This window comes from Amycolatopsis sp. WAC 04197, assembly GCF_003947475.1.
In the GTDB taxonomy this organism is placed as follows: domain Bacteria; phylum Actinomycetota; class Actinomycetes; order Mycobacteriales; family Pseudonocardiaceae; genus Amycolatopsis; species Amycolatopsis japonica.
Genome location: NZ_QHJK01000011.1, coordinates 338,076 through 364,389, shown reverse-complemented (window position 1 = coordinate 364,389; position 26,314 = coordinate 338,076). Strand labels below are relative to the sequence as shown.

Here is a 26,314-nt window from a genome sequence, read left to right as displayed (position 1 = left end):
ATAGTGAGGGGCATGTACACCGGCAACCCCGATGTCCCCGACGACGTGTTCGCGGACGTTCTCGGCCAGATCGACGATTTCGTGCGCACCCGGGTGATGCCCCGGGAGCTGGAGATCATGAACACGGACGCCATTCCGGCCGATCTGCGGGCGCAGGCCGCGGAGATGGGGCTGTTCGGGTACGCGATCCCCCAGGAGTGGGGCGGGCTCGGCCTCGACCTGGTGCAGGACGTCGAGGTCGCGATGGCGCTGGGGTACACGTCGCTGGCGCTGCGGTCGATGTTCGGCACGAACAACGGGATCGCCGGGCAGGTGCTGGTCGGTTTCGGCACCCAGGAACAACAGGCCCGGTGGCTGCCGGGGATCGCGTCGGGTGAGGTCGTCGCGTCGTTCGCGCTGACCGAGCCGGGCGCGGGGTCGAATCCGGCCGGGTTGCGGACCAGTGCGAAGCCGGACGGTGACGGCTGGGTGATCGACGGCGGGAAGCAGTTCATCACCAACGCCACCGAGGCCGGACTGTTCGTGGTGTTCGCGCGGACGGACACCGGGATCGCGGTGTTCCTCGTGCCCGCCGACGCGCCGGGCATCACGGTCGGGGCGAAGGACGCGAAGATGGGGCAAGAGGGCTCGCGGACCGCGGACGTGACGTTCTCGCAGGTCCGCGTCGGGCCCGAGGCACTGGTCGGCGGAGACGGCGACGTCGGCTACAAGGCGGCGATGACGTCGTTGGCGCGCGGCCGGATCCACATGGCGGGCCTCGCCGTCGGGACGGCGCAGCGGGCGCTGGACGAGTCCGTCGCGTATGCCGCGTCGGCGACCCAGGGTGGCACGCCGATCGGGGATTTCCAGCTGGTGCAAGCGATGCTGGCCGATCAGCAGACCGGTGTGCTCGCCGGTCGCGCGCTCGTCCGTGAGGCGGCGCGGGCGTATGTGACGGGGGAGGACCGGCGGATCGCGCCGTCGGCCGCGAAGCTGTTCTGCACCGAGATGGCGGGCAAGGCCGCGGATCTCGCGGTGCAGGTCCACGGCGGGAGCGGCTACATGCGCGAGGTCGCGGTCGAGCGGATCTACCGGGACGTCCGGTTGATGCGGCTGTACGAGGGCACGAGCGAGATCCAGCGGTTGATCATCGGCGGCGGGCTGGTGCGGGCCGAGAAGAAGAAAGCGTGACGCGGCCACTCGACGGGGTCACCGTCGTCGCCGTCGAACAGGCCGTGGCCGTACCGCTGGCCACCCGCAACCTCGCCGACCTCGGCGCGCGGGTGATCAAGGTCGAACGCGTCGACGGCGGGGATTTCGCCCGCGCGTACGACCACGCCGTCCACGGCAGTGGCGCGCATTTCGTCTGGCTCAACCGGGGCAAGGAATCGCTCGCCGTCGACCTCAAGACCGACGAGGGCCGTGACGTCGTCCGGCGGCTGGTCGCGAAGGCCGACGTGTTCGTGCAGAACCTCGCGCCCGGAGCGGCGGAGCGGCTCGGTTTCGGTGATCTGCGGGCGGATCATCCCGAGCTGGTCGTGGTGAACCTGTCCGGGTTCGGCGCAGGCGGGCCGATGGAGCGGCGCAAGGCCTACGACATGCTGATCCAGGCCGAAGCCGGGCTCATCGCGATCACCGGCACCCCGGACGCTCCGGTGAAGACCGGTATCCCGACCGCCGACATCGCCTCGGGCATGTACTGCGCGCAGGCGGTGCTGGCGGCGTTGCTGCGCCGCTGGCGCACCGGCGAGGGCGCGACGATCGAGGTCTCGATGCTGGAAGCCACCGTCGAATGGATGGGATACGCGCTCAACACCCGGATGTACGCCGGCACCGAGCCCGAGCGGATGGGGCTGAGCCACAGTTCGATCGCGCCGTACGACGCCTTCCCCACGCGCGACGGCCAGATGCTCATCGGCGTCCAGAACGACGCCGGCTGGCGCACGCTCGTCACCGACGTCCTCGACGCGCCCGAACTCGCCGAAGATCCGCGCTTCACCACCAACGTCCAGCGGGTCGCCCACCGCGCGGAATGCGACGCCGCCGTCGCCGCGAAGACCTCGCTGTGGTCCAACAGCGAACTCGACGACCGGCTCGCGGCGGCCGGGGTGCCCGCCGCCCAACTCAAGGACGTCGGCCAGGTCGCCGACCATCCTCAGCTCCGGGCGCGCGATCGCTGGCGCAAGGTCGGCACCGAATTCGCCCGGATCGACGCGCTGCTGCCGCCGGTGACGTTCGACGATTTCGAGGCGTGCATGGGCGACGTTCCGGCGTTGGGAGAGCACACGCACGCGTTGCTCGTCGAGTCCGGAGTGGACGCCGACGATTATCTTCGCCGTGGCATCGCCCGCTGAATTTCGGGAGCGACTGGAGGAACTCCAGGTTTACGATCAAGATCATGCGATTCGCCATCAAGACTTCGCCGCAGGACACCGTTTGGTCCGACATGCTCGCCGTCTGGCAGGCCGCCGACGAGATCGAACTCTTCGAATCGGGCTGGACCTTCGATCACTTCTATCCCATTTTCTCGGATTCGACCGGCCCCTGCCTGGAAGGGTGGGTGACGCTCACCGCGCTCGCGCAGGCCACGAAACGGCTCCGGGTGGGCACGCTGGTCAGCGGGATCCACTACCGCCACCCCGCGCTGCTCGCGAACATGGCCGCGACACTGGACATCGTTTCCGGTGGACGGCTGGAAATCGGCGTCGGCGCGGGCTGGAACGAAGAGGAATCCGGCGCGTACGGCATGGAGCTGGGCACCATCAAGGAGCGCAGTGACCGCTTCGAGGAGGCCTGCGAGATCCTCGTCGGCCTGCTGACCCAGGAGACCACGAGCTTCCAGGGCGAGCACTACCAGCTGATCGACGCCCGTTGTGAACCCAAGGGCGTACAGAAGCCGCATCCGCCGATCTGCATCGGTGGCAGCGGCGAGAAGCGCACCCTGCGCACGACCGCGAAGTACGCCCAGCACTGGAACTTCGTCGGCGGCACGCCGGAGGAGTTCGCGCACAAGCGCGAGGTGCTGCACCGGCACTGTGCGGACATCGGCCGGGATCCGAAGGAGATCACGCTGTCCTCGCACGTCCGCCTCGGTACGGACGGCGACTACGCGAAGGTGGCCGCGGAGGCCGAAGCTCTCGGTGAAGTGGGGCTCGACCTGGCGATCATCTACCTGCCGCCGCCGCACACCCCCGCCGTGCTGGAGCCGCTCGCGAAGGCGCTCGAACCGCTGCGCTGAGGTCTCGGAGGCCGGCCGGGGAGCGATGGCCCGTTGCGGAACCGGCCGGTCTCGCTATACGGTGACAGAACTAGAACAGGTTACAGTTCTGCACGGTGGGCGACCGAGGAGCGGACATGGCGAACAGGGCTGCGCGCGGCGACGAGGCCGACTACGTGGTCGTCGGATCGGGCAGCTCGGGCGCCGCGATCGCCGGCAGGCTGGCGGAGGCCGGGGCCAGCGTGATCGTCCTCGAAGCGGGTAAGACGGACGAGAAGATGCTCGTCAAGAAGCCGGGGCTGGTCGGCCCGATGCACGCGGTGCCCCAGCTCAAGAAGCCCTTCGACTGGGGCTACTACTCGGTGCCGCAGAAACACGTTCTCGATCGCCGGATGCCGGTGCCGCGCGGCAAGGTGGTCGGCGGTTCCAGCTCCATCAACGGGATGGTCTACGTGCGCGGCAACCGCGCCAACTTCGACTCCTGGGCCGCCGAGGGCAACAAGGGCTGGGACGCCGACAGCGTCAACGCCGCGTACAAGCGGATGGAGGACTTCGAGGACGGCGAGAACGACTTCCGCGGCGCGGGCGGGCCGATCCGGGTCACCCGCAACAAGACCCCGCAGGAGGGCACGCTCCAGTTCCTCCAGGCGACCGCCGACGCGATCGGCTGCGACATCCTCGACGACTACAACGCCGAGTCCCAAGAGGGCGTCAGCCGGATGCAGCAGAACGCCGCCGACGGCCTGCGCTACAGCGCCTCACGCGGTTACATCCACCATCTCGCGCCCGCCACGCTGCAGGTCCAGTCCGGCGTGCTGGCGAAGAAGGTGGTCATCGAGAACGGCCGCGCCGTCGGTGTCGAGGTCGTGGACGCGAACGGCGGACAGCGCATCCTGCGCGCGGGTAAGGAGGTCATCCTCTCGGCGGGCTTCGTCGGATCCGCGCAGCTGCTGATGCTGTCCGGGATCGGGCACGCCGAGCACCTGAAGGAACACGGCATCGACGTCGTCGCGGATCTGCCGGTCGGGGACAACCTGCACGACCACATGTTCCACGCGCTGACCTTCCGCGCGTCGTCGAGCAAGAACAGGGGCACGCCGCCGTACTTCGCGCGCGGCCTCGTCAGCGAACTGATGCGGCCCGGGACGACGTTCCTGGCGAACTCGGTCTTCGAGGCCGTCGCTTTCCTCAAGACCTCCCAGGCCGCCGAAGTGCCCGACCTCCAGCTGCATCTCCTGCCGTGGGCGTACGTGACGCCGAACCAGGACGCGCCCATCCGGCACGACGTCGACAAACGGCCCGCGCTCACCGTGCTCACGACGCTGATCTACCCGAGGAGCCGCGGCACACTGCGGCTCGCCTCGGCCGACCCCACGGCGGCGCCGCTCATCGACCCGCAGTACCTGTCCGATCCGGGCGATCTCGAGGTGCTCGGTGAGGGCTCGGAGATGGTCCGCGAGATCTTCGCGTCGAAGGCGTTCAACGGCTCGATCAAGGAGGAGCTGCACCCCGGCAAAGCGTTGCAGGGACAGGAACTGCGCGACGCGATCCTGAACCGCGCGACCTCGGTGTACCACGGCGTCGGCACCTGCCGGATGGGCGTGGACGAGCTCGCGGTCGTGAGTCCCGACCTCAAGGTTCGCGGGGTCGAGGGCCTGCGGGTCTGCGACGCCTCGATCATGCCGTCGATCACCGGTGGCAACACCAACGCGCCCGCCATCATGATCGGCGAAATGGGCGCGCAGCTCGTCTTGTCGGACAACTGACGGAAGAGGGGCCATGACCGTCACACCGCTCGCGCTCACCCGTCCAGCGTCGGTGACCGACGCGTTCCTCCGACGGCTCGTCGCCCGCGTGCCGGGCTCGTCCGGCGCGACCTGGAAACTCACCGAGGTCTACACCGGCGAGGTGCTCGTCGAGCTGCCTCAATCGACCCCCGCCGACATCGAGCAGGCGTTCACCACCGCCCGCGCCGCGCAGGAGAAGTGGGCCGCCACCCCGCTCAAACAGCGGCTGGAGGTGTTCAAACGCGCGCACACGCTCTTCGTCGACAACGCGCCGGCCGTCACCGACCTCATCCAGGTCGAGAGCGGCAAGAACCGCCGGATGGCGATCGAGGAGACCTGCGATCCGGCGATGGTGATGAGCCATTACCTCACGCGGGCCGCCAAACTGCTGGCGCCGGCGAAACGCGGGGGACCGGTCCCGTTCCTGACGACGTCGACCGAGATCCGGCAGCCCAAGGGCGTGGTCGGGATCATCGCGCCGTGGAACTTCCCGTTCGCCACCGGCATTTCCGACGCCGTCCCGGCGCTGATGGCCGGGAACGCGGTGGTGCTGAAACCCGACAACAAGACCGCGCTCTCCCCGCTCTACGGTGTCGAGCTGCTGGAGCAGGCCGGGCTGCCGAAGGGGCTGTTCCAGGTGGTGTGCGGTGAGGGCCCCGACGTCGGCCCCACGCTCATCGGCCAGGCGAACTACGTGATGTTCACCGGCTCCACCGCCACCGGCCGGGTGATCGGCGAACAGGCGGGCCGCAACCTCATCGGCTGCTGCCTCGAACTCGGCGGCAAGAACCCGATGATCGTGCTCGAAGACGCCGATCTGGACGAGACCGTGCAGGGCGCGATCTTCGGCGCTTTCGGCAACACCGGGCAGATCTGCATGCACATCGAGCGGATCTATCTGCCGGAGTCCCGCTACGAGGAGTTCAAGAACGCGTACGTGGCCAAGACCAAGGCTCTCGACGTCCGCGCCGCGTACGACTTCGGGCCGGACATGGGCTCGCTCGTGTCCGTCGACCACATGAGCCGGGTCAAGTCCCATGTGGACGACGCCGTCGCCAAAGGTGCGACCGTCCTTTGTGGAGGAAAGCCGCGGCCCGACCTCGGTCCGGCGTTCTTCGAGCCGACGATCCTCGAAGGCGTCACGAAGGACATGCTCTGCGGCGTCACCGAAACCTTCGGCCCCGTTGTCGCGCTGCACAAGTACCGTACGGTCGACGAGGCCGTCGCGCTCGCCAACGACACCGAGTACGGCCTCAACGCCTCCGTCTGGGGCCGTGACGTCGGCGCCGCGCGGGCCGTGGCCGCACGGATCGAGTCCGGCAACGTCAACATCAACGACATCCTGGCCACCGCGTACGCCTCGAAGGGGACGCCGTCCGGCGGGGTCAAGAACTCCGGCGTCGGCGCCCGCCACGGGGACCAGGGCCTGCTCAAGTACACCGACGTCAAGAACGTCGCGGTGCTCAAGAAGCAGGTCATGGGTCCCCGCGGCGGCCAGACCTACGAGAAGTACGTCGAAGGGATGCTGTCCGGGCTGAAACTCATGCGGCGCTTGCGCATCCGCTAAACCTCGTCGGTGTGCTGCGGCGCGGCCAGCACACAGGCGATGCTCAGCACGCACATCCCGATCAGCAGGCCGATCGCCGGCCAGACACTGCCGGTCGCCTGGAACAGCAGCGTCGACACCAACGGCGAGAGGCCGCCGAACAGCGCGCCCGCGAGCTGATAGGACAGCGAGATGCTGGTGTAGCGCGCCCGCGGTCGGAACATCTGCGACAGGATGGCGGCGATCGGGCTGTAGGTCGCCGTCATCGCCAGGCGCATCGCGACGAACGCCGCGATGATCAGCACCGCGTTCTTGGTCGAGAGCACCAGGAACTGCGGCGCCGCGAGCACGGCGACCCCGGCAAGGCCGATGACGACCACCCGCACCCGGCCGAAACGATCGCCGAGCCAGGCCGCGCCGAAACTGACGACCAGTTCGACGAAGGCGGCGATGGTGAGCGCGTTGAGCACCAGCGATTCGGAGACGCCGACGGCCGGATCGGTCGCGTACGCCGTCGCGAAGGTGGTGACGAGGTAGTAGCCGCCGACCGCGACGGGCAGCACGCAGATGCCCAGCAGGATCGGCTTCCAGTTCGTCCGCACCGCGTACAGGATGGGCACGCCGGTCTCTTCGACGGTTTCCTCGAAGACCGGTGACTCCTCGACCTTCAGCCGCACGATGAGGCCGACACCGATGAGCAGCACGGACGCGAAGAAGGGGATCCGCCAGCCCCAGGTGGCGAGCCATTCCGTGCCGCCGGTGCTCAGGAGACTGAACAGACCGGTGGCCAGCAGCGCGCCGGCGGGGTTGCCCGCCTGCGCGAACGCGCCGTAGAAGGTCTTCTTGTCCGGCGGCGCGTGCTCGACGGCCATGAGCACGGCACCGCCCCATTCGCCGCCGACGGCGAGGCCCTGGACGAACCTGAGCACCACGAGCAGGATCGGCGCCCACGTGCCGATCTGGCCGTAGCCGGGGAGACAGCCGACCAGGAACGTCGCCGCGCCCATCATGGTCAGCGTGACCACGAGCGCGGTCTTGCGGCCGACCCGGTCGCCGACATGCCCGAACACGATGCCGCCGAGCGGCCGCGCGAAGAACCCGACAGCGTACGTCGCGAAGGCCGCCGCGACACCGGTCAGGCGGTCGCCGGTGGCGGGGAAGAACACGGTGCCGAAGACGAGGCTCGCGGCCGTGGCGTAGATGTAGAAGTCGTACCACTCGATCGTGGTGCCGACGAAGGCCGCGAGCCCGGCCCGGCGGGCACGGCGGAGCGACTGTGTGTCGGTTCGGACGGTCATCGGGCCACCTCGCCGTCGATCCAGGTTTCCAGCACGCCGATGCCCGCGATCCGGCTCGGGTCGCAGGTCAGGGGATTCTCGTCCAGCAGCACGAAATCCGCGCGTTTGCCGGGGGTGATCGAGCCGAGGTCGCGTTCCCGGCCGAGCACCCGGGCGCCGGCGATCGTATGCGCGGCGACGGCCGACCGGACGTCGATCAGCAGGTCGTCGCCGCCCAGCCGGTGACCGCGGCGGGTCGTCCTGGTCACCGCTGTCTGGATGGCTTCGAGCGGATTCGGTTCCGCGACCGGGGCGTCCGAGCTCAGCGTGACCGGCACGCCCGCGGCCTGGAACTCGCCGAGCGGGTTGAACCGCTCGCCGGGGGTCCCGACGGCGTCGGTGACGCCTTCACCCCAGTTGTAGTAGTGCTGCGGCTGGTTGACCGGATGGACGCCGAGCGCGGCCATCCGCTCGATCTGCTCCGGGGACGGCAGCCCGCAGTGCTCGATGCGGTGCCGCGCGTCGGACCGGGGATTCCGCTGCTGCGCGTCCTCGATGGCGTCCAGCACCATGGCGATCGCGTCGGGGGACTGAGCGTGGGTCGCGGTCTGGAGCCCGGCTTCGTGGGCCTTGCCGATGAGCGCGGCGTAGTCCTTCGGGTCGTGGTAGAGCTGTCCGGTGCGGCAGGGATCGCCGACGTAGCCGTCCGGGAAGTACGCGGTCCACCCGCCGAGGGTGCCGTCGGCGTAGAACTTGATCCCCGCGAAAGCGAGGCGGGAAGTGCCGAAAGCGCCGTGCAGTCCCATTTCCAGGGCCTGGTCGAGCAGGTGGGACAGCAGGTACATATGGACGCGCGTCTTGAGCCGCCCGGCCTCGTCCAGCCTCAGGTACATGTCGAACTCGCGGCGCGTGACCTGGGCGTCGCCGATCGCGGTCACCCCGGCGGCGAGGAACTTCTCCTGCGCCGCGGCCAGCTGCCGCGCGTGCTCCTCCGGCTCGTCCTCGAGGTGGAAGTTCGGCCCGTGCCGCCCGACCTTCACCCCGGTGACCCCGGTGAGGATGTTGCACGCGGCGTCCGAGAGCTCACCGGTCAGTTCGCCGTGCTCGTCACGGAAGAACACCCCGCCGTCGGGATCCGGGGTGTCCCGGGTGACGCCGTTGCGCCGCAACGTGAAGCTGTTCACCACACCGCCGTGCCCGCTGGCGTTCATGAGGTAGACCTCGCGATCGTCGGCGACCGCGTCGAGTTCTTCCTTGCGGGGATGGCGTTTCTCGGCGAGGTTGCGGTGCTCGTAGCCATAACCGCGGATCGGCCTGCCCACCGGTGTGTTCTCGGCCGCCTCGCGCAGCAGGGCGACGATGGCGGGGATGGTCGACGCGCGTTCGGGGCCGCAGTCGACCCAGGTCATCATCTGCCCGTACATCAAGGGATGCGCGTGCGGATCGACGAATCCCGGCAGGAGCGTGCCCGGCAGCCGCCGCACCTCCGGATCGGGGCGGCCGAGGCTCGCGGCCCGGGCGCGGCATTCGTCCACCGAACCGACCGCGGCGATCTCCTCGCCGAATACGAGGACCGCTTCGGCGCCTTCGGTGGCGTCGTCGACGGTCACCAGCTCATCGGGACGCAGGATCGTCGCTCGCGCGTCGAGGATTGAACGATCGAGGGGCAACAGGCGCATCGGGCGGACTCCTGGGGTTTTCGACGGTGAAGTGGGGCGAAGGTAAGCGACGAAAACCGCCAGCGCAATCAGATCGGTCGTGTACGGATGGTGTTCACGATCGATCTGCGCGCGATCATGAACACAACGCGCAATCTCGGCTGTCTTTGCCGGGTTTCCGCTGGTGATATGGTGGGCCCCGCCGTCGGAAATTCAGCAGAGGAGAATCGTCGTGGACGACGCGCTGGTCGCGGCTTTGCGCACGGACGGCCGGATGAGCGTCGCCGATCTGGCCAAACGCGTCGGGGCTTCGAGGTCGGCCGTGTCGGCCCGGCTGGAGCAACTGAAGGCCGACGGCTCGCTGAACGTGGTCGCGGCGGTCCACCCCGAGTTCCTCGGCCTGACCGCGTACGCGCATCTCGCGATCCGCACATCGGGCCGCTCGCAGGCGACGACGGACGCCATCGCGGCCTTGCCCGCCGCGGCGTTCGTCTCCGCGGTGAGCGGGGATCACCAGACCGTCGCCGAACTGCGCCTGCCCGACTCGCCCGAGCTCTATCGCACGGTGGCCGACATCCGCGGCCTGCCGGAGGTGGAACAGGTCAACACCCTCGTCTACGTGGACGTGGTCAAAGGCCTGTTCATGCCCGGCCGCCCGCTGCCGCCCTGGTTGCGGCTCGACGACCGCGACCTCGCGATCATGCTGCGGCTGCAGGCCGACGGGCGGGAAAGCTACGCGCGTATCGCCGAGCACGTCGGGCTGTCGCCGTCGGCCACCCGCACCCGCGTGCGCTTCCTGGTCGAACACGACGTCATCCGCATCGCGCCGGTGCTCAGCCGTGCCCGGCCGGACGCCGGTCTCGTCTGCGGGATCGGCCTGAACGTGCGGGGAGCCGGGGATGCCGTGACCGCCGCGCTCGCCGCGCGGGAGGACACCGAGTTCCTCGCCAGGACCATCGGCCGGTTCGACGTCGTCGCCACCATCGCCGCGCAGTCCGCCCGCGCGCTCGACCGGGCGCTCGAAGAGATCAGCGGCAGGCCCGACGTCGTGACCGCGGAGACGTGGGTCCACCTCCGCATCGCCAAGGAACGCTACGAGTGGCCGCTGCCGACCGCGGAGGAGCTCGCGCGCCGCTAGGCGTTGTCCAGCAAGGCTTTCCGGATCTCGGTCTTGAGCACCTTGCCGATCTTGGACCGGGGGAGATCCGGCCAGACCAGGATCTCCTTCGGCGTTTTGATGCTGCCCAGCCGCTCCTTGACGGTGGCGCGGAGCTCTTGCGCTGCCGCCGTTCTCCCGGAGTGGAGCTGGACGACGGCGGTGATCTGCTCGCCCCATTTCTCGTGCGGCAACCCGATCACGGCACAGTCCTGCACCGCTTCGTGCGCCATGAGCGCCTGCTCGACCTCGGCCGAATAGACGTTGAAACCGCCGGTGATGATCATGTCCTTGGCACGGTCGACGATGTAGAGGTAGTGGTCTTCGTCGAGGTAGCCGATGTCGCCCGTGTGATGCCAGCCGTGCGCGCTCGCCTCCGCCGTCGCGTCCGGATTCTTGTAGTAGCCGAGCATCACCAGCGAACCGCGGACGACGATCTCGCCGCGTTCGCCGGTCGGGAGCAGCTCGCCCGTGTCGGACATGATCGCGACCTGGGTGAGGGGAGTGGGCCTGCCCGCCGACGTGAACCGTTCCAGGGCAAGGGATCCATCGGGATGGACGTGCTCGGCGGGCGCGAGGGTGGAGACCATCATGGGGGCTTCGCTCTGCCCGAACAACTGCCCGAAGACCGGGCCGATCCGGGTGATCGCTTCGGCGAGTTTGGTGGCCGACATCGGCGCGGCGCCGTACCAAAGGCATTGCAGCGACGACAGATCGGCGGCGTCCAGCGCCGGATTGTCGAGCAGCAGGTAGATCAGCGTCGGTGGCAGGAAGGTGTGCGTGATGCGGCGGCGTTCCACCAGCGCGAGGAATTCGCCGAGGTCCGGTGAGGGCATGACGACGATCTCGCCGCCGAGGGTCAGGACCGGGAAACAGAGCACGCCCGCCGCGTGTGTCAGCGGCGCCAGCGCCAGATAGCGCGGGCGGCCGGTGAACGGGTAGCTCATCAGCGTGAGCGCCGACATCGTCTCCACGTTGGTGCCGCCGAGCATCACCGCTTTGGGATGGCCGGTGGTGCCGCCGGTGCCGACCAGCAGGACCATGTCGTCCGGCGGGGTCTCCTCCCAGGGCTCGGCGCCGCCGATCCAGTCGGAAAACGGGACGGCGCCGGGCATCGTGCCGTCGAGACAGACCACTGTGGACAGTTTCGGCAGATCGGGGAGCATCCGGGAGACGAGCGGTGCGAACGACTCCTGCACCAGGAGACAGGTGCAGTCGAACAGGTCGAGCAGTTCCCTGTTCTCGGCGGCCTCGTTGCGCGGGTTGACCGGGCACCACACGGCACCGGCCCGGCTGATCCCGAAGACACAGCCGAACGACAGGGGATCGTTCCCGGACAGGATCGCCACCTTGTCGCCCGGTTCGACGCCGGACCGGGCCAGCGCCCGCCCCACCTGCCACGACAACTTTTGCACTTCGCCGTAGCTGAGGGACGTGTCACCCATGGTGAGGCAGGGCGCCGCCGGATCGAGTGAAGCGCCCTTGTCGAGGTAGTCGGTCAGTCGCACGCGCTCGTCCTTCCGGTCAGTCGTGGACGGTCAAGACCGGATTCGAAACCAGCCCGAAGCTTCGTAGCACGCCGAGCAGCTCGCGGTGGCCGAAAGCCTGGCACCCGGAGGCGAACCCCACGCGTTTCGGCGGCTGCTGAAGCAGCGAGTAGGCGCCGTAAGCCTGCATCAACCCGGTCTGCTTGTAGTTGCAGGTCCCGTGGATGACGCAGTGCGCGCGACCCAAAGGCCCCGAGGCGTGCACCGAATCCAGCGAGGTGTTGAGCCGCTGGTTCTCCCGCGGCGGCATCTCGTCGCGCACGGCGGCGGCCTGCTCGGCCAGCACGCGCATCTTCTCGTCCAGCGGCAGGTCTTTCACCTGTTCCAGGACGGCCGCGACGATCTGCGGCACCCCCTGCATGAGCGCACGGTCGAAGACGCCGCCGACGGCCTTGACGTTGGCCACGCGGGCGTCGTTCTTGAACCAGACCGGATGCGAGGTGCCGCCCCAGGGCAGGGCCAGCCCGGTCTCGTGATGGCCGGGCACGGTGACGTCCTGCAGTCCGCCGTCGGCGGGCCAGGGTCGGTATTCGTTCTGTTCGAGGTAGTACGCGGCGGACAGCGCGGCGTTGACCAGGATGGTCTTCGTCGAAGCGACCGTGGGATAACCCTTCCAGAACACCAGGATGTCCAAAGTGTCCAGTCCCGGTGTTTCCAGGCACAGGTTCGCCGCGATCTCGCCGGTGGTGTACATCTGCGCGATGCCGGGGGAGAGCAGCAGGCCCTTCTCGGCCATCTGCGCGCCGTAGCGTTCTTCGGAGGCGATCAGCCAGTCCTGCTCGCCGGTGGTGTCGAGGTAATGCGTTCCGGTGCGCAGGCAGGCTTCGACGACTTCGTGGCCGTACTCGCTGAACGGGCCGACGGTGTTGCACACGACCTTGGCGTCGCGGAACAGTTCGGTGAGCGCTTCGACGTCGTGCGAGACCTCGACGACCTCGTGATCGATGGTGTCGAGGCCGGGCACGTGGTCGATCGCCTCCTGGATGCGGGCCTTGTCCCGGCCGGCGGCGATGAACGGGACGTTGTACTCGCGCAGGTACTCGCAGATCAGCCGTCCGGTGTAGCCGGAGGCGCCGTAGACCACGACGGGTTTGGGGCTGCTCATGGTGATTCCTTTCGGGTTCGTGCTGGTCACATGCCCATTCCGCCGTCGACCGGGAGCCCGGCGCCGGTGATGAAGCGGGCGGCGTCGGAGGCGAGGAAGACGACGGCGTCGGCCATGTCCGCGACCTCGCCGAGCCGCCCGGCGGGGGTTTGCGCGACGACCGCGCCGATGGCGTCCTCGACGCTGGGGAACAGGCCGACCTCGACGACGTCCTGCGCGAGCTGATTACCCATCTGGGTGGGGACGAGGCCGGGGTAGACGCAGTTGACGCGCACGCCGTAGCCGAGTTTCCCGGCCTCCATCGCGGCGACCCTGGTGAGCCGGTCGACCGCCGATTTCGTCGCCGAATAGCCCGCGATACCGGGGAAGGCGATGGTCGCGGCGACCGAGGCGATGTTCACGACGGCGCCACCGGCACCCGCGGGACCGCCGGGCCGCATCGCGCGGAAGGCGTGCTTCACGCCGAGGGCGGTGCCCAGCACGTTCACGTCGAGCATCTTGCGCACGTCGGCGGGGTCGAGGTCGGCGACGAGCCCGGTGATCTCGACGCCGGCGTTGTTCACCACGATGTCCAGCTCGCCGAGTTCGCCGATGACCGCGTCGACCGCCTGCTCCCAGCTCTGTTCGTCGGTGACGTCGAGCCGGACGAAGCCCGCGTCGAGCTTGTCGGCGGTGGCGCGCCCGAGATCCTCCTGGACGTCGCCGATGACCACCGACGCGCCCGCCTGTGCCAGCGCTTCGGCCATTCCGGCGCCCAGGCCCTGCGCGCCACCCGTGACCAGGGCTTTTCGGCCCGAAAGGTCGTACGAACCCATGGACTTCTCCTCCTTGAGACGGTCCGCGGTTGCGGTGTGGGTCACATCCTGAGCCTGTTTTGGACAGTCGTCAAGATTTTCTTGGACAGTCGTCAAGAAATCCGCGACGCTAGACTGTGGGACCCGCGGCAGGCGCGGGCTCCCGGACCGGACAGGAACTCGTGGTGACCGAGACGAGCGAGCGGATCGCACGCCGGAGCGTGGACAAGTTCGCCCAGCGACGGGCGGAACTGGCGGAGTCCGCGCTGCAGGCGCTGTCCGAGCTGGGGTACGCGAGGACGAGCCTGCGGGAGATCGCGCAGAAGTCGAATTTCTCGCACGGGGTGCTGCACTACTACTTCACCGACAAGGTGGAACTGCTGACCTACGCGGTCCGCAAGTTCGAGGAAGTGTGCGTGACCCGCTACGACGAGGTCGTGGCCATGGCGCGCTCGGCCGAGGAGCTGGAGCGGGGATTCGGCGAGGCGATGGCGGGCACGCTGCGGGCCGACGCCGTGATGCACCGGCTGTGGTACGACCTGCGGAACCAGAGCCTCTTCGAGGCCGCGTTCCGCGCCGACGTGCTCGAGATCGACACTCAGCGGCAGGCGATGATCTGGCGGGTCGTAGAGCGCTACGCCGAACTCGCCGACGCTTCGCCGGTCGTGACGCAGCAGGTCGCTTACGCGGCTTTCGACGGCCTGTTCCAGCAAGCGCTGCTGCACCATCTCGCCGATGGTCTCGCCGAGGACGCCGGGTCGTTGCTCAGGCGGCTGGTCTCTTAGGTTCGTTCGATGGGCTCCTGGAAATGGAGCCCATCGAACGGCTTGCCGCTAATCGGTGGCGTTGATCGCCGCGCCGTCGTAGAGAAGGGTTCCGGCGCTGTCGTAGACCCGGACCTTGAGCTTCGTCATTTCCGTTCGAGAGTCGGCCATCAGCCTCTCGAACTCCGCGCGGCCTTCCGCGGAAGCGGCTTCATGGGCTTCCAGCCTTTCCCGCGCGTGACGCAGGCTGACCATGTCCACGGCTATTTCGGCGGCGAAGGTGCCGTCCACGACGTCGGCTTCGGCGACTGTGCCGTCGCTCGCGTGGAGCTCCAGTCTGGCCGCTCCGGGGGCGAGACGTCCCATCAGGCAGGCGGGCCGTCCGTTGTAGGCGGCCGTCCAGCGCCAGACCGAGTACGGGCGTTGGTCTTGGTCTTGTTTTTGGTCTTGGTCTTGGGGTTGCAGGTTCAGCCACGTGCCGCGGCCGTTCTCGAGGTTGCAGATCCCGGTGGACCCGTCGTCGTTGTAGGCGAGGAGCGCGCCGAGTTCGGCCGTGGCGCCGATTCTGGCGCCGGGATGCCAGCCTTGGGTGGGCGGCAGGTGGTCTGTTGAGCCTCGTGCGGTTTTCTCTTCGATGGTCGTGGTGAGGGCTGATTCGAGCTGTGCTGCGGGTGACGTCACTGCGTGCTGTTCTCCTTCGCGTCGGTTCACTCTCGCTTCGGTTCGTGGTCGGCGCATCGGGGAGATTCCCTGAGTTCCGGTGAGCGGGTCGATGTTAGCAGAAAGCGCTTACTGGAGGGATGCGGTTTGGTTGTTGGGATGTTTGAGCACCCTTCGGTGTTGTTCGTGTGGTTTGTTCCTGGAGCATCGTCGACGAACTCAACGAACGTCCACGCGATCCCTTGGCCGGCTTGACTGTGCCGAATTGTTCAACGGTTCCTGCTGGAATCCGTTGGCGCACTCAACTCTTGAATCCTCTTTCGAAACTTCTTCGCATTCGTACATGTGTTCGATTTATGATATTCTTATGAGGTGTTCGAGACCTTCCTCCCCGAGTTGCCGCAGGAACTGTGGCGCGCCGGCAAGCTGGAACTTGCCCATGGTGTGCAGCAGACGTTGCAGGTGATCCGGATAGCGACCGCCTGCCTGGGGCAGTTCCTGGCGGAGGTCGAGTCTCGTGGCGCCAAAGACTTGTACGGGCATGGCAGCACGGCCAGCTGGCTCGCCGAGATCGCGGGATTGTCACGTGGCGAGGCCAGTGCGGTGGTGAAGCGCGCGATCGCCTTGAACCCCACCCGGGCTCTGGATGGCACTGAGGTTCCGCCTCTCGCTCCCGCTACCGCTGCGGTCGCCGCTCAGGGGTTGGTCGGGGATGAGCGGATCGATCAGATCTTGGAGATCTTGAAGAACCTCCCGGCCGAGATTTCGGCTGAGGAGCGGGCGGGTGCGGAGCAGATCCTGGCGAATCTTGCCCCGAGTGCCGGTCCGCGGCAGCTCGCCAAGGCCGAGGCGAACCTGCAGGGCTTGCTGAATCCGGACGGCAAGGAACCTAAGGATCCCGAGCCGAAGGAACCGCGCCGCGAGATCACCCTGGAGCGGCGTAAGGACGGGTTCTGGAAACTGACCGGTCTGCTCGATGATGAGACCGGGGCCCGGACTGCGGCCGCGTTGGAGGCGCATGCGCAGCCGCGGCCGGTGGACGAGTTCGGGCAGGCGGATTTGCGGATGAAGTGCGAGCGCATGGGAGACGCCTGGGCCGAGTTGCTCGATCTGGCGATCGCCTGCCCGGACCAGCCGGGGACCAGCGGCTACCGCACCTTGGTGCATGTCACCGTCGGGCTTGAGGAACTCAAATCGGGTCTCGGGACCGCGTGTCTCGACTTCGTGGGGACGATGACGGCGCGGGAAGCGCGGCTCGCGGCCTGCGACTGTCTGATGGTGCCGGTCGTGATGGGGTCCTCGGGTGAGCCGCTGGATATGGGGCGACTGAGACGCTTCGTCACCCCGGGCCAGAGACGTGCGTTGAACATCCGCGACGGTGGCTGTGCCTTCCCGGGCTGTCACCGGAAACCCAAGAATTGCCACGCTCATCATATTGAGCACTGGGCAGACGGCGGGCCGACCGATCTCCGGAACCTAGTTCTCCTGTGTAGCTTCCATCATCGGCTGATTCACCACGGTGACTGGGAAGTACGCATGGCGGCCGACGGGTTACCGGAGTTCATCCCACCCCAGTACCGAGACCCGCTCCGAAAACCCCGGCGCAACACCCTGCACTACGTCTGAACCCCGAAGAGCCCGTCGGCCACGCCGGCGACGGGCTCCTCGGCATGCTCGTGTGGGCTTTGGGACATCTGACGTCCCAAAATCCACACAGTCCATCGCCAACGGACCAGTCATGATCGAGACCTGCCCGCCACCCCAGACGAAAGGCCGAGGCCACCGTCGATCCGTCAAGCGCCCCAGACCGCTCATAAACGGTTAAAAGCCCCATACGTTCGACGGGATACACCGGGAGTGGGTGCCCATATCGTCGGAGGCCGACCGCGACCCGGTGAGGAGCACCTCGGATGAAACTCGTGCGGATGATGGGGCTGGCCGTGCTGACGGCCTCCGCGTTGGTGTTGTCGATGACCGCGGCGTCCGCGCACGATCCGGAGACGGCGGAAGGACAGGCGGCGGCCCGCACCTTCATGGCCGACCACGTTCCGGCCGAGCGGCACGCCGTCACCGGCACCGCTGCGGGAGTCCCGTGCATCAACGGCAAGGCCGACAAATACCCGTGCAAGAACGTCGACCTGCTCAGCGTGCTGCCTCTCTCCGGTCTCGGCGGCGGAAACGGCAACGACATCTGGGGCTGGACCGATCCGTCGTCCGGCAAGGAATACGCCATCGTCGGACGGACCAACGGCACCGCGTTCGTCGACCTGAGCGTCCCGACGTCGCCGAAGTTTCTCGGCAACCTTCCCTCCAACGGCGGCAGCAGTTCGTGGCGGGACATGAAGGTGTACAAGAACCACGCGTTCATCGTGGCCGACTTCATCACCGGGCACGGGATGCAGGTGTTCGACCTGACCAGGCTGCGCACCGTCACCACACCGCAGACCTTCACCGCCGACGCGCTGTACAAGGAATTCGGTCCCGCGCACAACATCGCGATCAACGAGGAGACCGGTTTCGCCTACGCGATCGGTTCCAACACGTGCAGCGGCGGGCCGCATATCGTCAACATCCAGAACCCGAAGGCCCCGGCCAAGGCGGGCTGCGTTTCGCAGGACGGGTACACCCACGACACGCAGTGCGTCGTCTACCGCGGGCCGGACACGGCGTACAACGGCAAGGAAATCTGCTTCAACGCCAACGAGGACACGCTGACCATCGTCGACGTCACCGACAAGGCCAGGCCGGTCCAGATCTCGCGCAAGGGCTACTCGGGTGCGCAGTACTCGCACCAGGGCTGGCTGACCGGCGACCAGCGCTACTTCCTGCTCGACGACGAACTGGACGAGTCGCGCGGCACCGACAAGCGCACCAAGACCTACGTCTGGGACCTGGCCAAGCTGTCCGCTCCCGTGCACACCGGCGTCTACAGTTCGCCAGCCACCGCGATCGACCACAACCAGTACATCAAGGGTCAGTATTCCTACCAGGCGAACTACCAGGCCGGTCTGCGCATCCTGGACGTCAGCGGGGTCGCTTCGGCGAGGTTGTCGGAGGTCGGCTACTTCGACATCTACCCGGCGGGCGACGCGGCGAACTTCAACGGGGCGTGGAGCAATTACCCGTACTTCTCCAGCGGCATCGTCATCGTCAACGGTATCGAGCAGGGCCTGGTCGTGGTGAAGCCGAACCTCGGCGGCAAGTGACCGGGGGCAGGGCGTGCGCAAACCCCGGCTCACGGATTGGTTGTTCTTCGCGCTGGCCTTGGTGATCGGCACGGTTGCGGTCTTCGTGGCCCTCCGGCCGACACCGGGCTCCGCGCACTCGGCTCACCAGCAACAGCCCGTGGTGACCGCGGATCTGCTTCCGGCCGCCCACAGCGACGGGCTGTCGGAGGCGGAGAGCGGCTACCGGTTCGAGCGGGTCACCACTCCCGCCGTCCGGGGTCCCGAGGTACCGGTCGCGTTCCGGATCCTCGGGCCCGACGGGCGGCCGGTGACCCGGTTCCTGGACAACCAGACCAAACAGATGCACTTCTTCGCCGTGCGCGACGACATGAACGTCTTCCAGCACGTGCATCCGAGGCTGGACGGGGACACCTGGCACACGAACCTCGCGCTGACCGACGGCGGCGCCTACCGGATGTTCGCCGAGTTCGTGCCGCTCGACACGAAGGATCCGAAGCATCCGGTGGTGCTCGGCGTCCCGTTCACCGTGCCCGGTGACACCACCTTCGTGCCGGTGCCCGCTCCGGCGGGCGACACCGTGACGGCCACGGGCTATCGGGTGACGCGGGTGGACGGGGCGGCCCGGATCCCGTCGATGCGGGCGCAGGTCCTCCGGTTCGCCCTCCGCGGCCCGGACGGCGCGCTCCTCACCGCGGTCGACCCGCATCTGGGTGCCAACGGCCATATGACCGGGTTCCACAGCATGCTGTTGTCGGCCACGCATCTGCATCCGGTCCAGCCGCTCGGCGTGGCACTGGCCGGCGGCGAGCTGACCTTCCACTCCCTGTTCTCGGAACGCGGCGAGTACCGGCTGTTCCTCGAGTTCTCCCACGGCGGGCGGGTGCACACGGCCGCGATCACGGTCGCGGTGGACTGACCGGGACGACCTCCGCGATCTTCGGCGCCGCGCCTCCCGGCGACCACAGGAGCCGGACCTTGTCGGTCGTGACGCCGTCCGCCGGCAGTTCCGTGTAGCCACCCGACATCCGGCCGATCGTCCGCCAGCCGCCCGCCGAGTCCGCGACCTGGACGTCGGCGCCCGCACCGGCGTCCGCCGCCAGCACGACGACCTTGCTCAGCGGTTTCGGCGCGACGGCGGTGACGACGAGCGCGTCGCCTGCGATCGGCGCCGAGGTCGCCGCGTACAGCGAATCGGCGTTGTTGTCCGCCGCCGCGGCCAGGTTCGACCCCGCCGGGGTGCCGGTGACGGTGTACTTCGGACTGTCCGGTGTGGAGACGGTGAATTCGCGGACCACGACCCAGAATGTCTGGGCGCCGGTCGTGCGCACGCGGACGAACCGCGCCTCGGCGCCTTCGGGGAGATCGGCCGAGATCACCGGCTCGGTGACCGTCTTCACCGTCGTCCACCGGGTGCCGTCGGCGGAGTATTCGAGGACGCCGGCGTGGATGTAGTCGTCCGGGCTGGTCGGCTTCCCCATCAGGATGTCCACATGGGACACCCGCTGGGCGGAACCGAGGTCGACCCCGATGGTGGCGCCGATCGCGGGTGCCCAGTCGCTCCAGTAGTAGGTCTCGGGGTCGCCGTCGACCATCCGGGCGGGAACGTTGTCGGTGTAGGTGCCGAGCGACGTCGTCGGCCGCGGCCGGATCCCGGGCAGGCCGAACCAGCGGTCGGCCGTGGCCAGCGCGCTGTCGAGGAACGGCACGCAGACCCCCGTGCAGGTGCTGGGGTTGCGCGGGCCCCGCGAGGTCGGGACGCGGATCGCCTGCGCCTGTTTGAGCGCGGCGACGAGCTCGCCGCGTTCCGCCCATGCCTTCGCCCCGTCGCCGTCGACCTGGGCCAGCAGCATCCGCACCGCGTGCCTGCCGGCCTGACCGTAGAGCCCGACCTGGTCGAGCCACGGTCCGACCTCGGCGAGGAACTTCGGATTCGAGGCCATGCCGCGCCGCAGATCTTCGGGATCGGAGGCCATCGAGGTCAGGTAGCGATCCAGTTTCGCGGCCGCGTCCCATGGATCCTTCTTCTCCAGCGCGGCCCAGAAGGCGGCCAGCAGCGGCCGCAACACCGGTGAATCCAGATCGGTTTTCCCGGTTTCGAGGCGTACGAGCAGACTCGAATAGTTGTTCTCCGCGAACACCTTCAGCGCGGATGCGGCCGGTCCGCCGAGGTCGGCGATGGCGGCGAGCCAGGACTTGTCGGGGTCGTACCGGTCCGGGTTCCACAGGAAGTCGCCGGAGGTGAACTCGGCGATCTTGGACGCCTCGGCCTGCACCATCGGGTTCGCGGTGATCCCGGAGAGGTACTTCGCGACGCCGGGCTCGCGGCCGATGTACGGCCCGAGCAGCAGCCGTTCGGTGATGTAGTCGTTGACCGGGTAGTTGTCCCAGATCAGGATGTCGTGCCCGAAGACCTCTTTTGCCTGCCGGGCCTGCTTTTCCGTGATCTGCCCGGCGATCACGCCGACGCCGGTCCACTCGACGATCACGGCCTTGTCGAGCTGGGTGCGCAGTGCGGTCTTGTACGGCGAGTCCGCGAGGTCGTAGTACTCGGTCGGGACGGTCTGCAGCCGCTCGACACCGGGATGCGTCGCGATGAAGTCCTGCTGGACGCGGTTGAGCAGGAACGACTGTGCCGCGCCCGCGGCCGCGCCACCGGTGCCGAACTTCGCGGCGTCGGCGTCGCAGTTCCAGCGGGTGTAGGAGATGTCGTCGAGCGGGATGGCGAACGACCGCACCCCGATGTCCCACAGCGACTGGAACTTCGTGACCAGCGCGGTCTTGTCGGCGTCGGACGAGTAGCACACGGAAAGGCCGGGGGAGAGGGCGTAGGTGAACTCGACGTGGTTCGCGTCAGCACGGCTCACCAGCTGCGAGAGCAGCGCGAGCTGTTCCGGCGGGTATTGGTCGCGCCAGCGGGCGCGCAGGAACGGATCGTCCTTGGGGGAGTAGACGTACATGTTCTGCTTGGTGCGGCCGTAGAAGTCCAGCTGTGCCAGCCGGTCGGCGTGGGACCACGGCGCGCCGTAGAAGCCCTCGATCACGCCGCGCAGCGGAGCCGCGGGCCAGTCCCGGATGCCGAACGCGCCGCTCTTGCCGGAAGCGAACAGCTGCCGGAACGACTGCGCCGCGTAGAACGTCCCCGAAGTGTCCACACCGGACAGTGCGACGACACCGCGGTCGGCCGCGAGGACGTACCCGCCGGGGGCCAGGCCTTCCGGGCCTTTGAGACGGAGTGCTGCCAGGGCCAGTGCGGTCGCCCTGCTTTCGGTCGGACCCCCGACGAAGACGACGAGGCCGCCGTTGCCGCGTTCCCGGTCGATTGCCGCCTGATCGTTGTCGGTGACCTTGACGATCGTGCTCGCGCCCGCCGCCCGGAGGACCTGGTCCACGACGGCGAGCGCGGAGGGATCGGTGGCCGCTCCGACGACCTCGACGACGGTGCGCGGGATGGTCACCTGTCCCGCTCGTGGTGTCACCTGCTGGGGCGTCGGCCATACCTGTGCCAGGGGAGGGGCGGGAGCCGCGCTCGCGGGTGCGGGGACGGCCACCGCCACCGCGGTCACGAGCAGCGTCACCGGAATGAGTCGGAGTACCCATCGGAAGGACATCGGCGGCCCCCAAATCGTCGTTCAACGACGTTCTGTGAGCAAGCAAACACCCGATGCGATGACCTGGGCTAGGTCGGACCGGGTGATTTTCCGACCAGACCGACGGCTACTCGGTCAAGGCGGCGATTCGCCCCCGCGCGGACGCTGGGCACGACAGAATGTCCCGGTGCGGAACATCCTCGTAGCGATCGCCCTCGTCCTGCTCGGTGTCACCGGTTGCCAGGGCGGGGTCTCCGGCCAAGCCGAACCCGAAGGCGACAGTTTCGCGATCAAGGACGGGTCGCGGCTGCGGTTCCGTCCGGTCCTGGCGGAGCTCCCGCCCGGTCCGGCGACGGGCGCGGCGACCGACCGCCAGAGCACGGATCCCGCCGCACAGCAGGCGGCCGCCGCGGCGCTGGACTGTTCGGCGGGGCCGGATCCGCTGGACGGCCGCGACGATCCGGCGCTCCCGCTGGTCAGCTGCGACCGTGTGCAGGGCACGAAATACCTGCTCGGCCCGGCGTTCCTCACCGGAGCGGACCTCAGCCGGGCGAACGCTCGCCTCGACACGCAGTCGGGAGGTCCGCTCATCGGGCTCAGCTTCACCGACGCGGGCGCGCGGACGTGGGCCGACTGGACCGCGGCGAACGTCGGCAAGCAGGTCGCGATGGTGCTGAAGAGCCGGGTGCTGACCGCGCCGTCGATCCAGTCGGCCATCACCGGCGGGGAAACCCAGATCACCGGCAAGTTCACCATGGACGACGCGCGCCGGCTGGCGCGCGACATCGCCGGCGGCTGAGCCCGCGGAATACGATCACCGTGCCCGACGTTTGAGCGTTCAACTACTTGAGGAGTTGGACATGGGTTACGAGATCCTGGGCACCCCGCAGGCGCCGACGTTCGGCCTGGACACGTTCGGCGACGTCGGGAACGACGCGAACGGCCAGCCGGTGAGCCAGGCCGAAGCCATCCGCGAGGTCGTGGCCGAGGGTGTCCTCGCCGACCAGGTGGGCGTGGACTACTTCGGCGTCGGCGAACACCACCGCGCGGAGATGGCGGTGTCCTCGCCGGACGTCGTGCTGGCCGCGATCGCTGGCCGCACCGAACGGATCCGGCTGGGCACGGCGGTCACGGTGCTCAGCTCGGACGACCCGGTGCGCGTGTACGAGCGGTTCGCCACGCTGGACGCGGTTTCCCGGGGGCGCGCGGAGGTCACGCTCGGCCGTGGTTCGTTCACCGAGTCGTTCCCGCTGTTCGGCTACTCGCTCGAGGACTACGAAGCGCTGTTCGCCGAGAAGCTCGACCTGTTCACACATCTGCAGGAGGAGAAGCCGGTCGACTGGTCCGGGACCGTCCGCCCGGCGCTCGAAGGCGCGCAGGCCTTCCCGGTCACCGAATCGGGCAGCCTGCCCGCGTGGGTCGGCGTCGGCGGCACCCCGCAGTCGGTCGTCCGCGCGGCGGCGTACGGCCTGCCGCTGGTGATGGCGGTGATCGGCGGGTCGCCGGAGCGGTTCACCCCGCTCGCCGACCTGTACCGGCGCGCGTTGAAGGAGGCGGGCCACCAGGAGCTCCCGATCTCGATGCACAGCCCCGGCCACATCGCCGAGACCGACGAACTGGCCGTCTCCCAGCATTTCCCGCACCACCAGGCCGCTTTCGCCAAGATCGGCGCCGAGCGCGGTTGGGGTCCGATGTCCCGGGCCGACTACGACGTCATGGCGGGCCCGCGTGGTGCCCTGTTCGTCGGTTCTCCCGAGACCGTCGCGCAGAAGATCGCCTGGGCGGTGCGGACACTGGGCCTCTCGCGGTTCCAGCTCAAGTACAGCGTCGGCGCGCTTCCGCACGAGCAGCGTCTGAACTCCATCCGGCTTTACGGCGAGCAGGTCGTCCCGCGCGTGAAGGAGTTGCTCGGCTGACGTCCGAAGCCGTGGTGTTCGCTTCCGCGCCGATCCGTTGGCACCTCTGCCCGGTCCGGAGGCCATGACGGGGATCAGTGCCGATGGGCGGCTTCGCGGTGGAAGCCCGCGATCATCGCTTCGGTGCTCGGCGGGTTGAACGGCTGGCCGAGAGTGCGCATGAGCGAGTTCACGCTGGGCCGGTACATCCCGGTCTTGCAGTAGCGGGAACCCTCGAAGACACCGACCGTGCCGCCGTCGGGGGAAGGCTTGCCGAGCCACTTGTACCACTTGGCTTGGCGGTCCTTCATCTGCTGGGCCGTGAGCGCGGAAGCGTTGGGCTCGCGGGGTTCCCGGGTGTCGCAAGTGCCGTAGTCGTACTCGTCGGCCAGCCCGCCGATGGAGTGCCCGAGTTCGTGGGCGACGATCTGGCTGGCCTGGATGTTGCCGCCGGAAGAGGTCGCGACCCCACCGCCCGCGCCGCCGTACTTCGTGGTGTTCGCCAGCATGATGACCTGGTCGACGTCCGGTGCCGCCGCGGCGTACTGGTTCGCCTTGGTTTCGTTGACGCACAACAGCCGTTCGATGCCACCGCACCAGAAGTACGAGCCCAGCGCGGTGTTGCGCCGGATGCCCTGCGTCGGGTCGTTCGTGATGCCCGACTGGGGCGAGACGACGTCGACCTGCCAGAGGTTGAACTGCTTGCGGTAGCTCTTGTACGGCTCGATGGCGAACAGCGCCGCGATACTCGAGCGGACGTGCTGCGAGTACGTGCCCAGCTGCGTGGAGGTGTAGCCGTCTCCGACGAAGACCAGGTCGAAGGTGGTCTCGCTGGGGCCGTTGGTCTCGATCGGGGTCACCGCGGCGGCGGCCGCGATCTGCTGCGGCGCGGCCGCCCGGTCCGAAGCGGGCCGGGTGACGTCCACCCTGGTGATGGTTCCTCCGGGCTCGAAGGCCTCCATCGACGTCGTGAACCGGGGAGCCGCCGACGCCGTCGCGGGAACGAGCCCGGCGACGAGGACGGCGGTCAGCGCGACCATGAGACAGGCGCGTCGCATGCGTACTCCTTGCGGGGGAGGGGAGAGAGGGGAGGGGCGTGGAGGGGAGTACGAAAAACGATCCCGACTTTCGACGGCTTCCGGCACATCCCAAGTGGCCATAAGGTCCGCGTGATGGACGTCGAGTTACGTCACCTGCGAGTGGTGTGCGCCGTCGCCGACGCGGGCAGCATCACGCGCGCGGCGATCGTGATCGGGAGCACCCAGCCCGCGCTGACCGCCGCCGTGCAACGGATCGAGCGCGCGTTCGGGGGAACCTTGTTCGTCCGTGGGCGCGACGGCGTCTTCCCGACGGCGTTCGGCGAATGCGTCCTCGTCCGCGCCCGTGCCGTCCTCGCCGCGGCGGACACGATGCACCGGGACGCGGCGCGTTTCCTTGCGGAAGGCGAGAAACGTCCGGTCGCGCTGGGTGGGATCGGCGGGTCCATGGTCGTCGAGCTGGCGGACCGGCTCGGGGATTCCGGCCGGGGACAAGCGGTTTCGGTGACCACCGAGTTCTCGCCGTTGCGGCTGCTGGATCTCGTGGCCGGCGGGCAACTCGACGCCGCGGTCGTCGCCGACTATCCCGGCCACCCGCTGCCGTCGGCGCCGGGCGTGGCGTCGCGGCCGCTGGCCACGCAACCGGTGTTCGTGGCGATCGCCGCGGACCATCCCGCGGCCCGCCGAGCCGAGATCGATCTCGCCGAGCTCGCCGGGGAACGGTGGGTGCTCGGGCCGTCCGACGGCGCCGGATGGCCGGAGTGTTTCGAAGAAGCCTGTGCCCGTGCGGGATTCCGGCCGCAAGTCGCGCATCGGAGCACGGAATTGCGCCCGCTGCAACGCCTGATCGCGGCGGGCCGGGCGATTTCCCCGTGCCAGGTCACCTTTCCCTCGTCACCCGGGATCGCGATCCGGCCTCTCGCGGGGGATCCGCTGTGGATGCGGTATCTGATCGCTTGGAGCGCGGAAGGAGCCTTCGGCGGGGACACCGATGCCTTGATCGCCGCGGCCGAGGCGGCTTACCGCTCCGACACCGAAACCAGCCTGCCCTATCGCCACTGGCTCGCCCGCCGCGCGGGACCGGTCAACGGCAGACGTGCCATCGGGTGACACCTGG

21 protein-coding genes are annotated in these 26,314 nt (G+C 68.5%); 13 read left to right on the top strand and 8 right to left on the bottom strand.

The window, feature by feature from the left end:
- Positions 1 to 12: 12 nt before the first annotated feature.
- The 5 genes from DMC64_RS36175 (at position 13) to DMC64_RS36155 (ending at position 6,550) form a co-directional block, all read left to right on the top strand.
- A complete protein-coding gene (locus DMC64_RS36175) occupies positions 13 to 1,170 on the top strand; it encodes an acyl-CoA dehydrogenase family protein (protein WP_125737153.1) in 1,158 nt (385 codons plus the stop codon).
- On the top strand, positions 1,167 to 2,333 hold the full coding sequence (locus DMC64_RS36170) for a CaiB/BaiF CoA-transferase family protein (protein WP_125737152.1): 1,167 nt from the start codon (positions 1,167 to 1,169) through the stop codon (positions 2,331 to 2,333). The genes DMC64_RS36175 and DMC64_RS36170 overlap by 4 nt, the downstream gene beginning before the upstream one ends.
- 44 nt (positions 2,334 to 2,377) lie before the next feature.
- A complete protein-coding gene (locus DMC64_RS36165) occupies positions 2,378 to 3,217 on the top strand; it encodes an LLM class F420-dependent oxidoreductase (protein ID WP_199755203.1) in 840 nt (279 codons plus the stop codon).
- A 116-nt stretch (positions 3,218 to 3,333) separates the two neighbouring features.
- Entirely contained in the window at positions 3,334 to 4,962 is a 1,629-nt protein-coding gene (locus DMC64_RS36160) for a GMC family oxidoreductase (protein ID WP_125737151.1), read from the top strand.
- 13 nt (positions 4,963 to 4,975) lie between these two features.
- Complete coding sequence (locus DMC64_RS36155; protein ID WP_125737150.1) at positions 4,976 to 6,550, top strand: succinic semialdehyde dehydrogenase; 1,575 nt, start codon at positions 4,976 to 4,978, stop codon at positions 6,548 to 6,550.
- Here the strand turns inward: DMC64_RS36155 and DMC64_RS36150 are convergent.
- The gene (locus tag DMC64_RS36150) at positions 6,547 to 7,827 is read right to left on the bottom strand and encodes an MFS transporter (protein WP_125737149.1); all 1,281 of its coding nucleotides are present in this window, start codon (positions 7,825 to 7,827) and stop codon (positions 6,547 to 6,549) included. The two genes, DMC64_RS36155 and DMC64_RS36150, sit on opposite strands and share 4 nt — an antisense overlap.
- Complete coding sequence (locus DMC64_RS36145; protein ID WP_125737148.1) at positions 7,824 to 9,485, bottom strand: amidohydrolase; 1,662 nt, start codon at positions 9,483 to 9,485, stop codon at positions 7,824 to 7,826. The genes DMC64_RS36150 and DMC64_RS36145 overlap by 4 nt, the downstream gene beginning before the upstream one ends.
- A 211-nt stretch (positions 9,486 to 9,696) precedes the next feature.
- On the opposite strand from DMC64_RS36145, the gene DMC64_RS36140 reads away from it, so the two are divergent.
- A complete protein-coding gene (locus tag DMC64_RS36140) occupies positions 9,697 to 10,602 on the top strand; it encodes an Lrp/AsnC family transcriptional regulator (protein ID WP_037336591.1) in 906 nt (301 codons plus the stop codon).
- Here the strand turns inward: DMC64_RS36140 and DMC64_RS36135 are convergent.
- The 3 genes from DMC64_RS36135 to DMC64_RS36125 are packed head-to-tail and all read right to left on the bottom strand — an operon-like array spanning position 10,599 to position 14,132.
- Entirely contained in the window at positions 10,599 to 12,128 is a 1,530-nt protein-coding gene (locus DMC64_RS36135) for an AMP-binding protein (protein WP_125737147.1), read from the bottom strand. The two genes, DMC64_RS36140 and DMC64_RS36135, sit on opposite strands and share 4 nt — an antisense overlap.
- A gap of 16 nt (positions 12,129 to 12,144) precedes the next feature.
- Positions 12,145 to 13,272 (bottom strand): DUF5938 domain-containing protein, encoded by a 1,128-nt coding sequence (locus tag DMC64_RS36130; protein ID WP_038523611.1) that lies wholly within the window; start codon positions 13,270 to 13,272, stop codon positions 12,145 to 12,147.
- Between the two features lie 26 nt (positions 13,273 to 13,298).
- On the bottom strand, positions 13,299 to 14,132 hold the full coding sequence (locus DMC64_RS36125; RefSeq protein ID WP_233629933.1) for an SDR family NAD(P)-dependent oxidoreductase: 834 nt from the start codon (positions 14,130 to 14,132) through the stop codon (positions 13,299 to 13,301).
- A gap of 119 nt (positions 14,133 to 14,251) precedes the next feature.
- Here DMC64_RS36125 and DMC64_RS36120 point away from each other — a divergent pair, with 119 nt between their 5' ends.
- Positions 14,252 to 14,851 carry a TetR/AcrR family transcriptional regulator gene (locus DMC64_RS36120; protein ID WP_038514893.1) on the top strand — a complete coding sequence of 200 codons (600 nt, stop codon included), beginning with the start codon at positions 14,252 to 14,254 and terminating at the stop codon, positions 14,849 to 14,851.
- Positions 14,852 to 14,899: 48 nt separating this feature from the next.
- Here DMC64_RS36120 and DMC64_RS36115 read toward each other — a convergent pair whose 3' ends face one another.
- Positions 14,900 to 15,511 (bottom strand): hypothetical protein, encoded by a 612-nt coding sequence (locus DMC64_RS36115; protein WP_125737146.1) that lies wholly within the window; start codon positions 15,509 to 15,511, stop codon positions 14,900 to 14,902.
- A gap of 351 nt (positions 15,512 to 15,862) precedes the next feature.
- Between DMC64_RS36115 and DMC64_RS36110 the strand changes: the two genes are divergently transcribed.
- The 3 genes from DMC64_RS36110 to DMC64_RS36100 all read left to right on the top strand — a co-directional run bounded on the left by DMC64_RS36110 (position 15,863) and on the right by DMC64_RS36100 (position 19,594).
- Positions 15,863 to 17,116 carry an HNH endonuclease signature motif containing protein gene (locus DMC64_RS36110; RefSeq protein WP_125737145.1) on the top strand — a complete coding sequence of 418 codons (1,254 nt, stop codon included), beginning with the start codon at positions 15,863 to 15,865 and terminating at the stop codon, positions 17,114 to 17,116.
- 284 nt (positions 17,117 to 17,400) lie between these two features.
- Positions 17,401 to 18,696 carry a choice-of-anchor B family protein gene (locus tag DMC64_RS36105; protein ID WP_125737144.1) on the top strand — a complete coding sequence of 432 codons (1,296 nt, stop codon included), beginning with the start codon at positions 17,401 to 17,403 and terminating at the stop codon, positions 18,694 to 18,696.
- A gap of 13 nt (positions 18,697 to 18,709) precedes the next feature.
- Positions 18,710 to 19,594, top strand: a complete 885-nt coding sequence (locus DMC64_RS36100; RefSeq protein ID WP_125737143.1) for a hypothetical protein — start codon at positions 18,710 to 18,712, stop codon at positions 19,592 to 19,594.
- On the opposite strand, the gene DMC64_RS36095 is transcribed toward DMC64_RS36100, so the two are convergent.
- The gene (locus DMC64_RS36095) at positions 19,575 to 22,253 is read right to left on the bottom strand and encodes a beta-N-acetylglucosaminidase domain-containing protein (protein ID WP_233629932.1); all 2,679 of its coding nucleotides are present in this window, start codon (positions 22,251 to 22,253) and stop codon (positions 19,575 to 19,577) included. The two genes, DMC64_RS36100 and DMC64_RS36095, sit on opposite strands and share 20 nt — an antisense overlap.
- A gap of 199 nt (positions 22,254 to 22,452) precedes the next feature.
- Here DMC64_RS36095 and DMC64_RS36090 point away from each other — a divergent pair, with 199 nt between their 5' ends.
- Complete coding sequence (locus tag DMC64_RS36090) at positions 22,453 to 23,064, top strand: precorrin-3B C(17)-methyltransferase (RefSeq protein WP_125737142.1); 612 nt, start codon at positions 22,453 to 22,455, stop codon at positions 23,062 to 23,064.
- A gap of 61 nt (positions 23,065 to 23,125) precedes the next feature.
- Entirely contained in the window at positions 23,126 to 24,181 is a 1,056-nt protein-coding gene (locus tag DMC64_RS36085; RefSeq protein ID WP_037336611.1) for an LLM class flavin-dependent oxidoreductase, read from the top strand.
- Positions 24,182 to 24,255: 74 nt separating this feature from the next.
- Here DMC64_RS36085 and DMC64_RS36080 read toward each other — a convergent pair whose 3' ends face one another.
- Positions 24,256 to 25,218, bottom strand: coding sequence for a M64 family metallopeptidase (locus DMC64_RS36080; RefSeq protein WP_038514857.1), 963 nt, complete (start codon positions 25,216 to 25,218; stop codon positions 24,256 to 24,258).
- Positions 25,219 to 25,332: 114 nt separating this feature from the next.
- Between DMC64_RS36080 and DMC64_RS36075 the strand changes: the two genes are divergently transcribed.
- Positions 25,333 to 26,307, top strand: a complete 975-nt coding sequence (locus tag DMC64_RS36075) for a LysR family transcriptional regulator (protein WP_125737141.1) — start codon at positions 25,333 to 25,335, stop codon at positions 26,305 to 26,307.
- Positions 26,308 to 26,314: the final 7 nt, after the last annotated feature.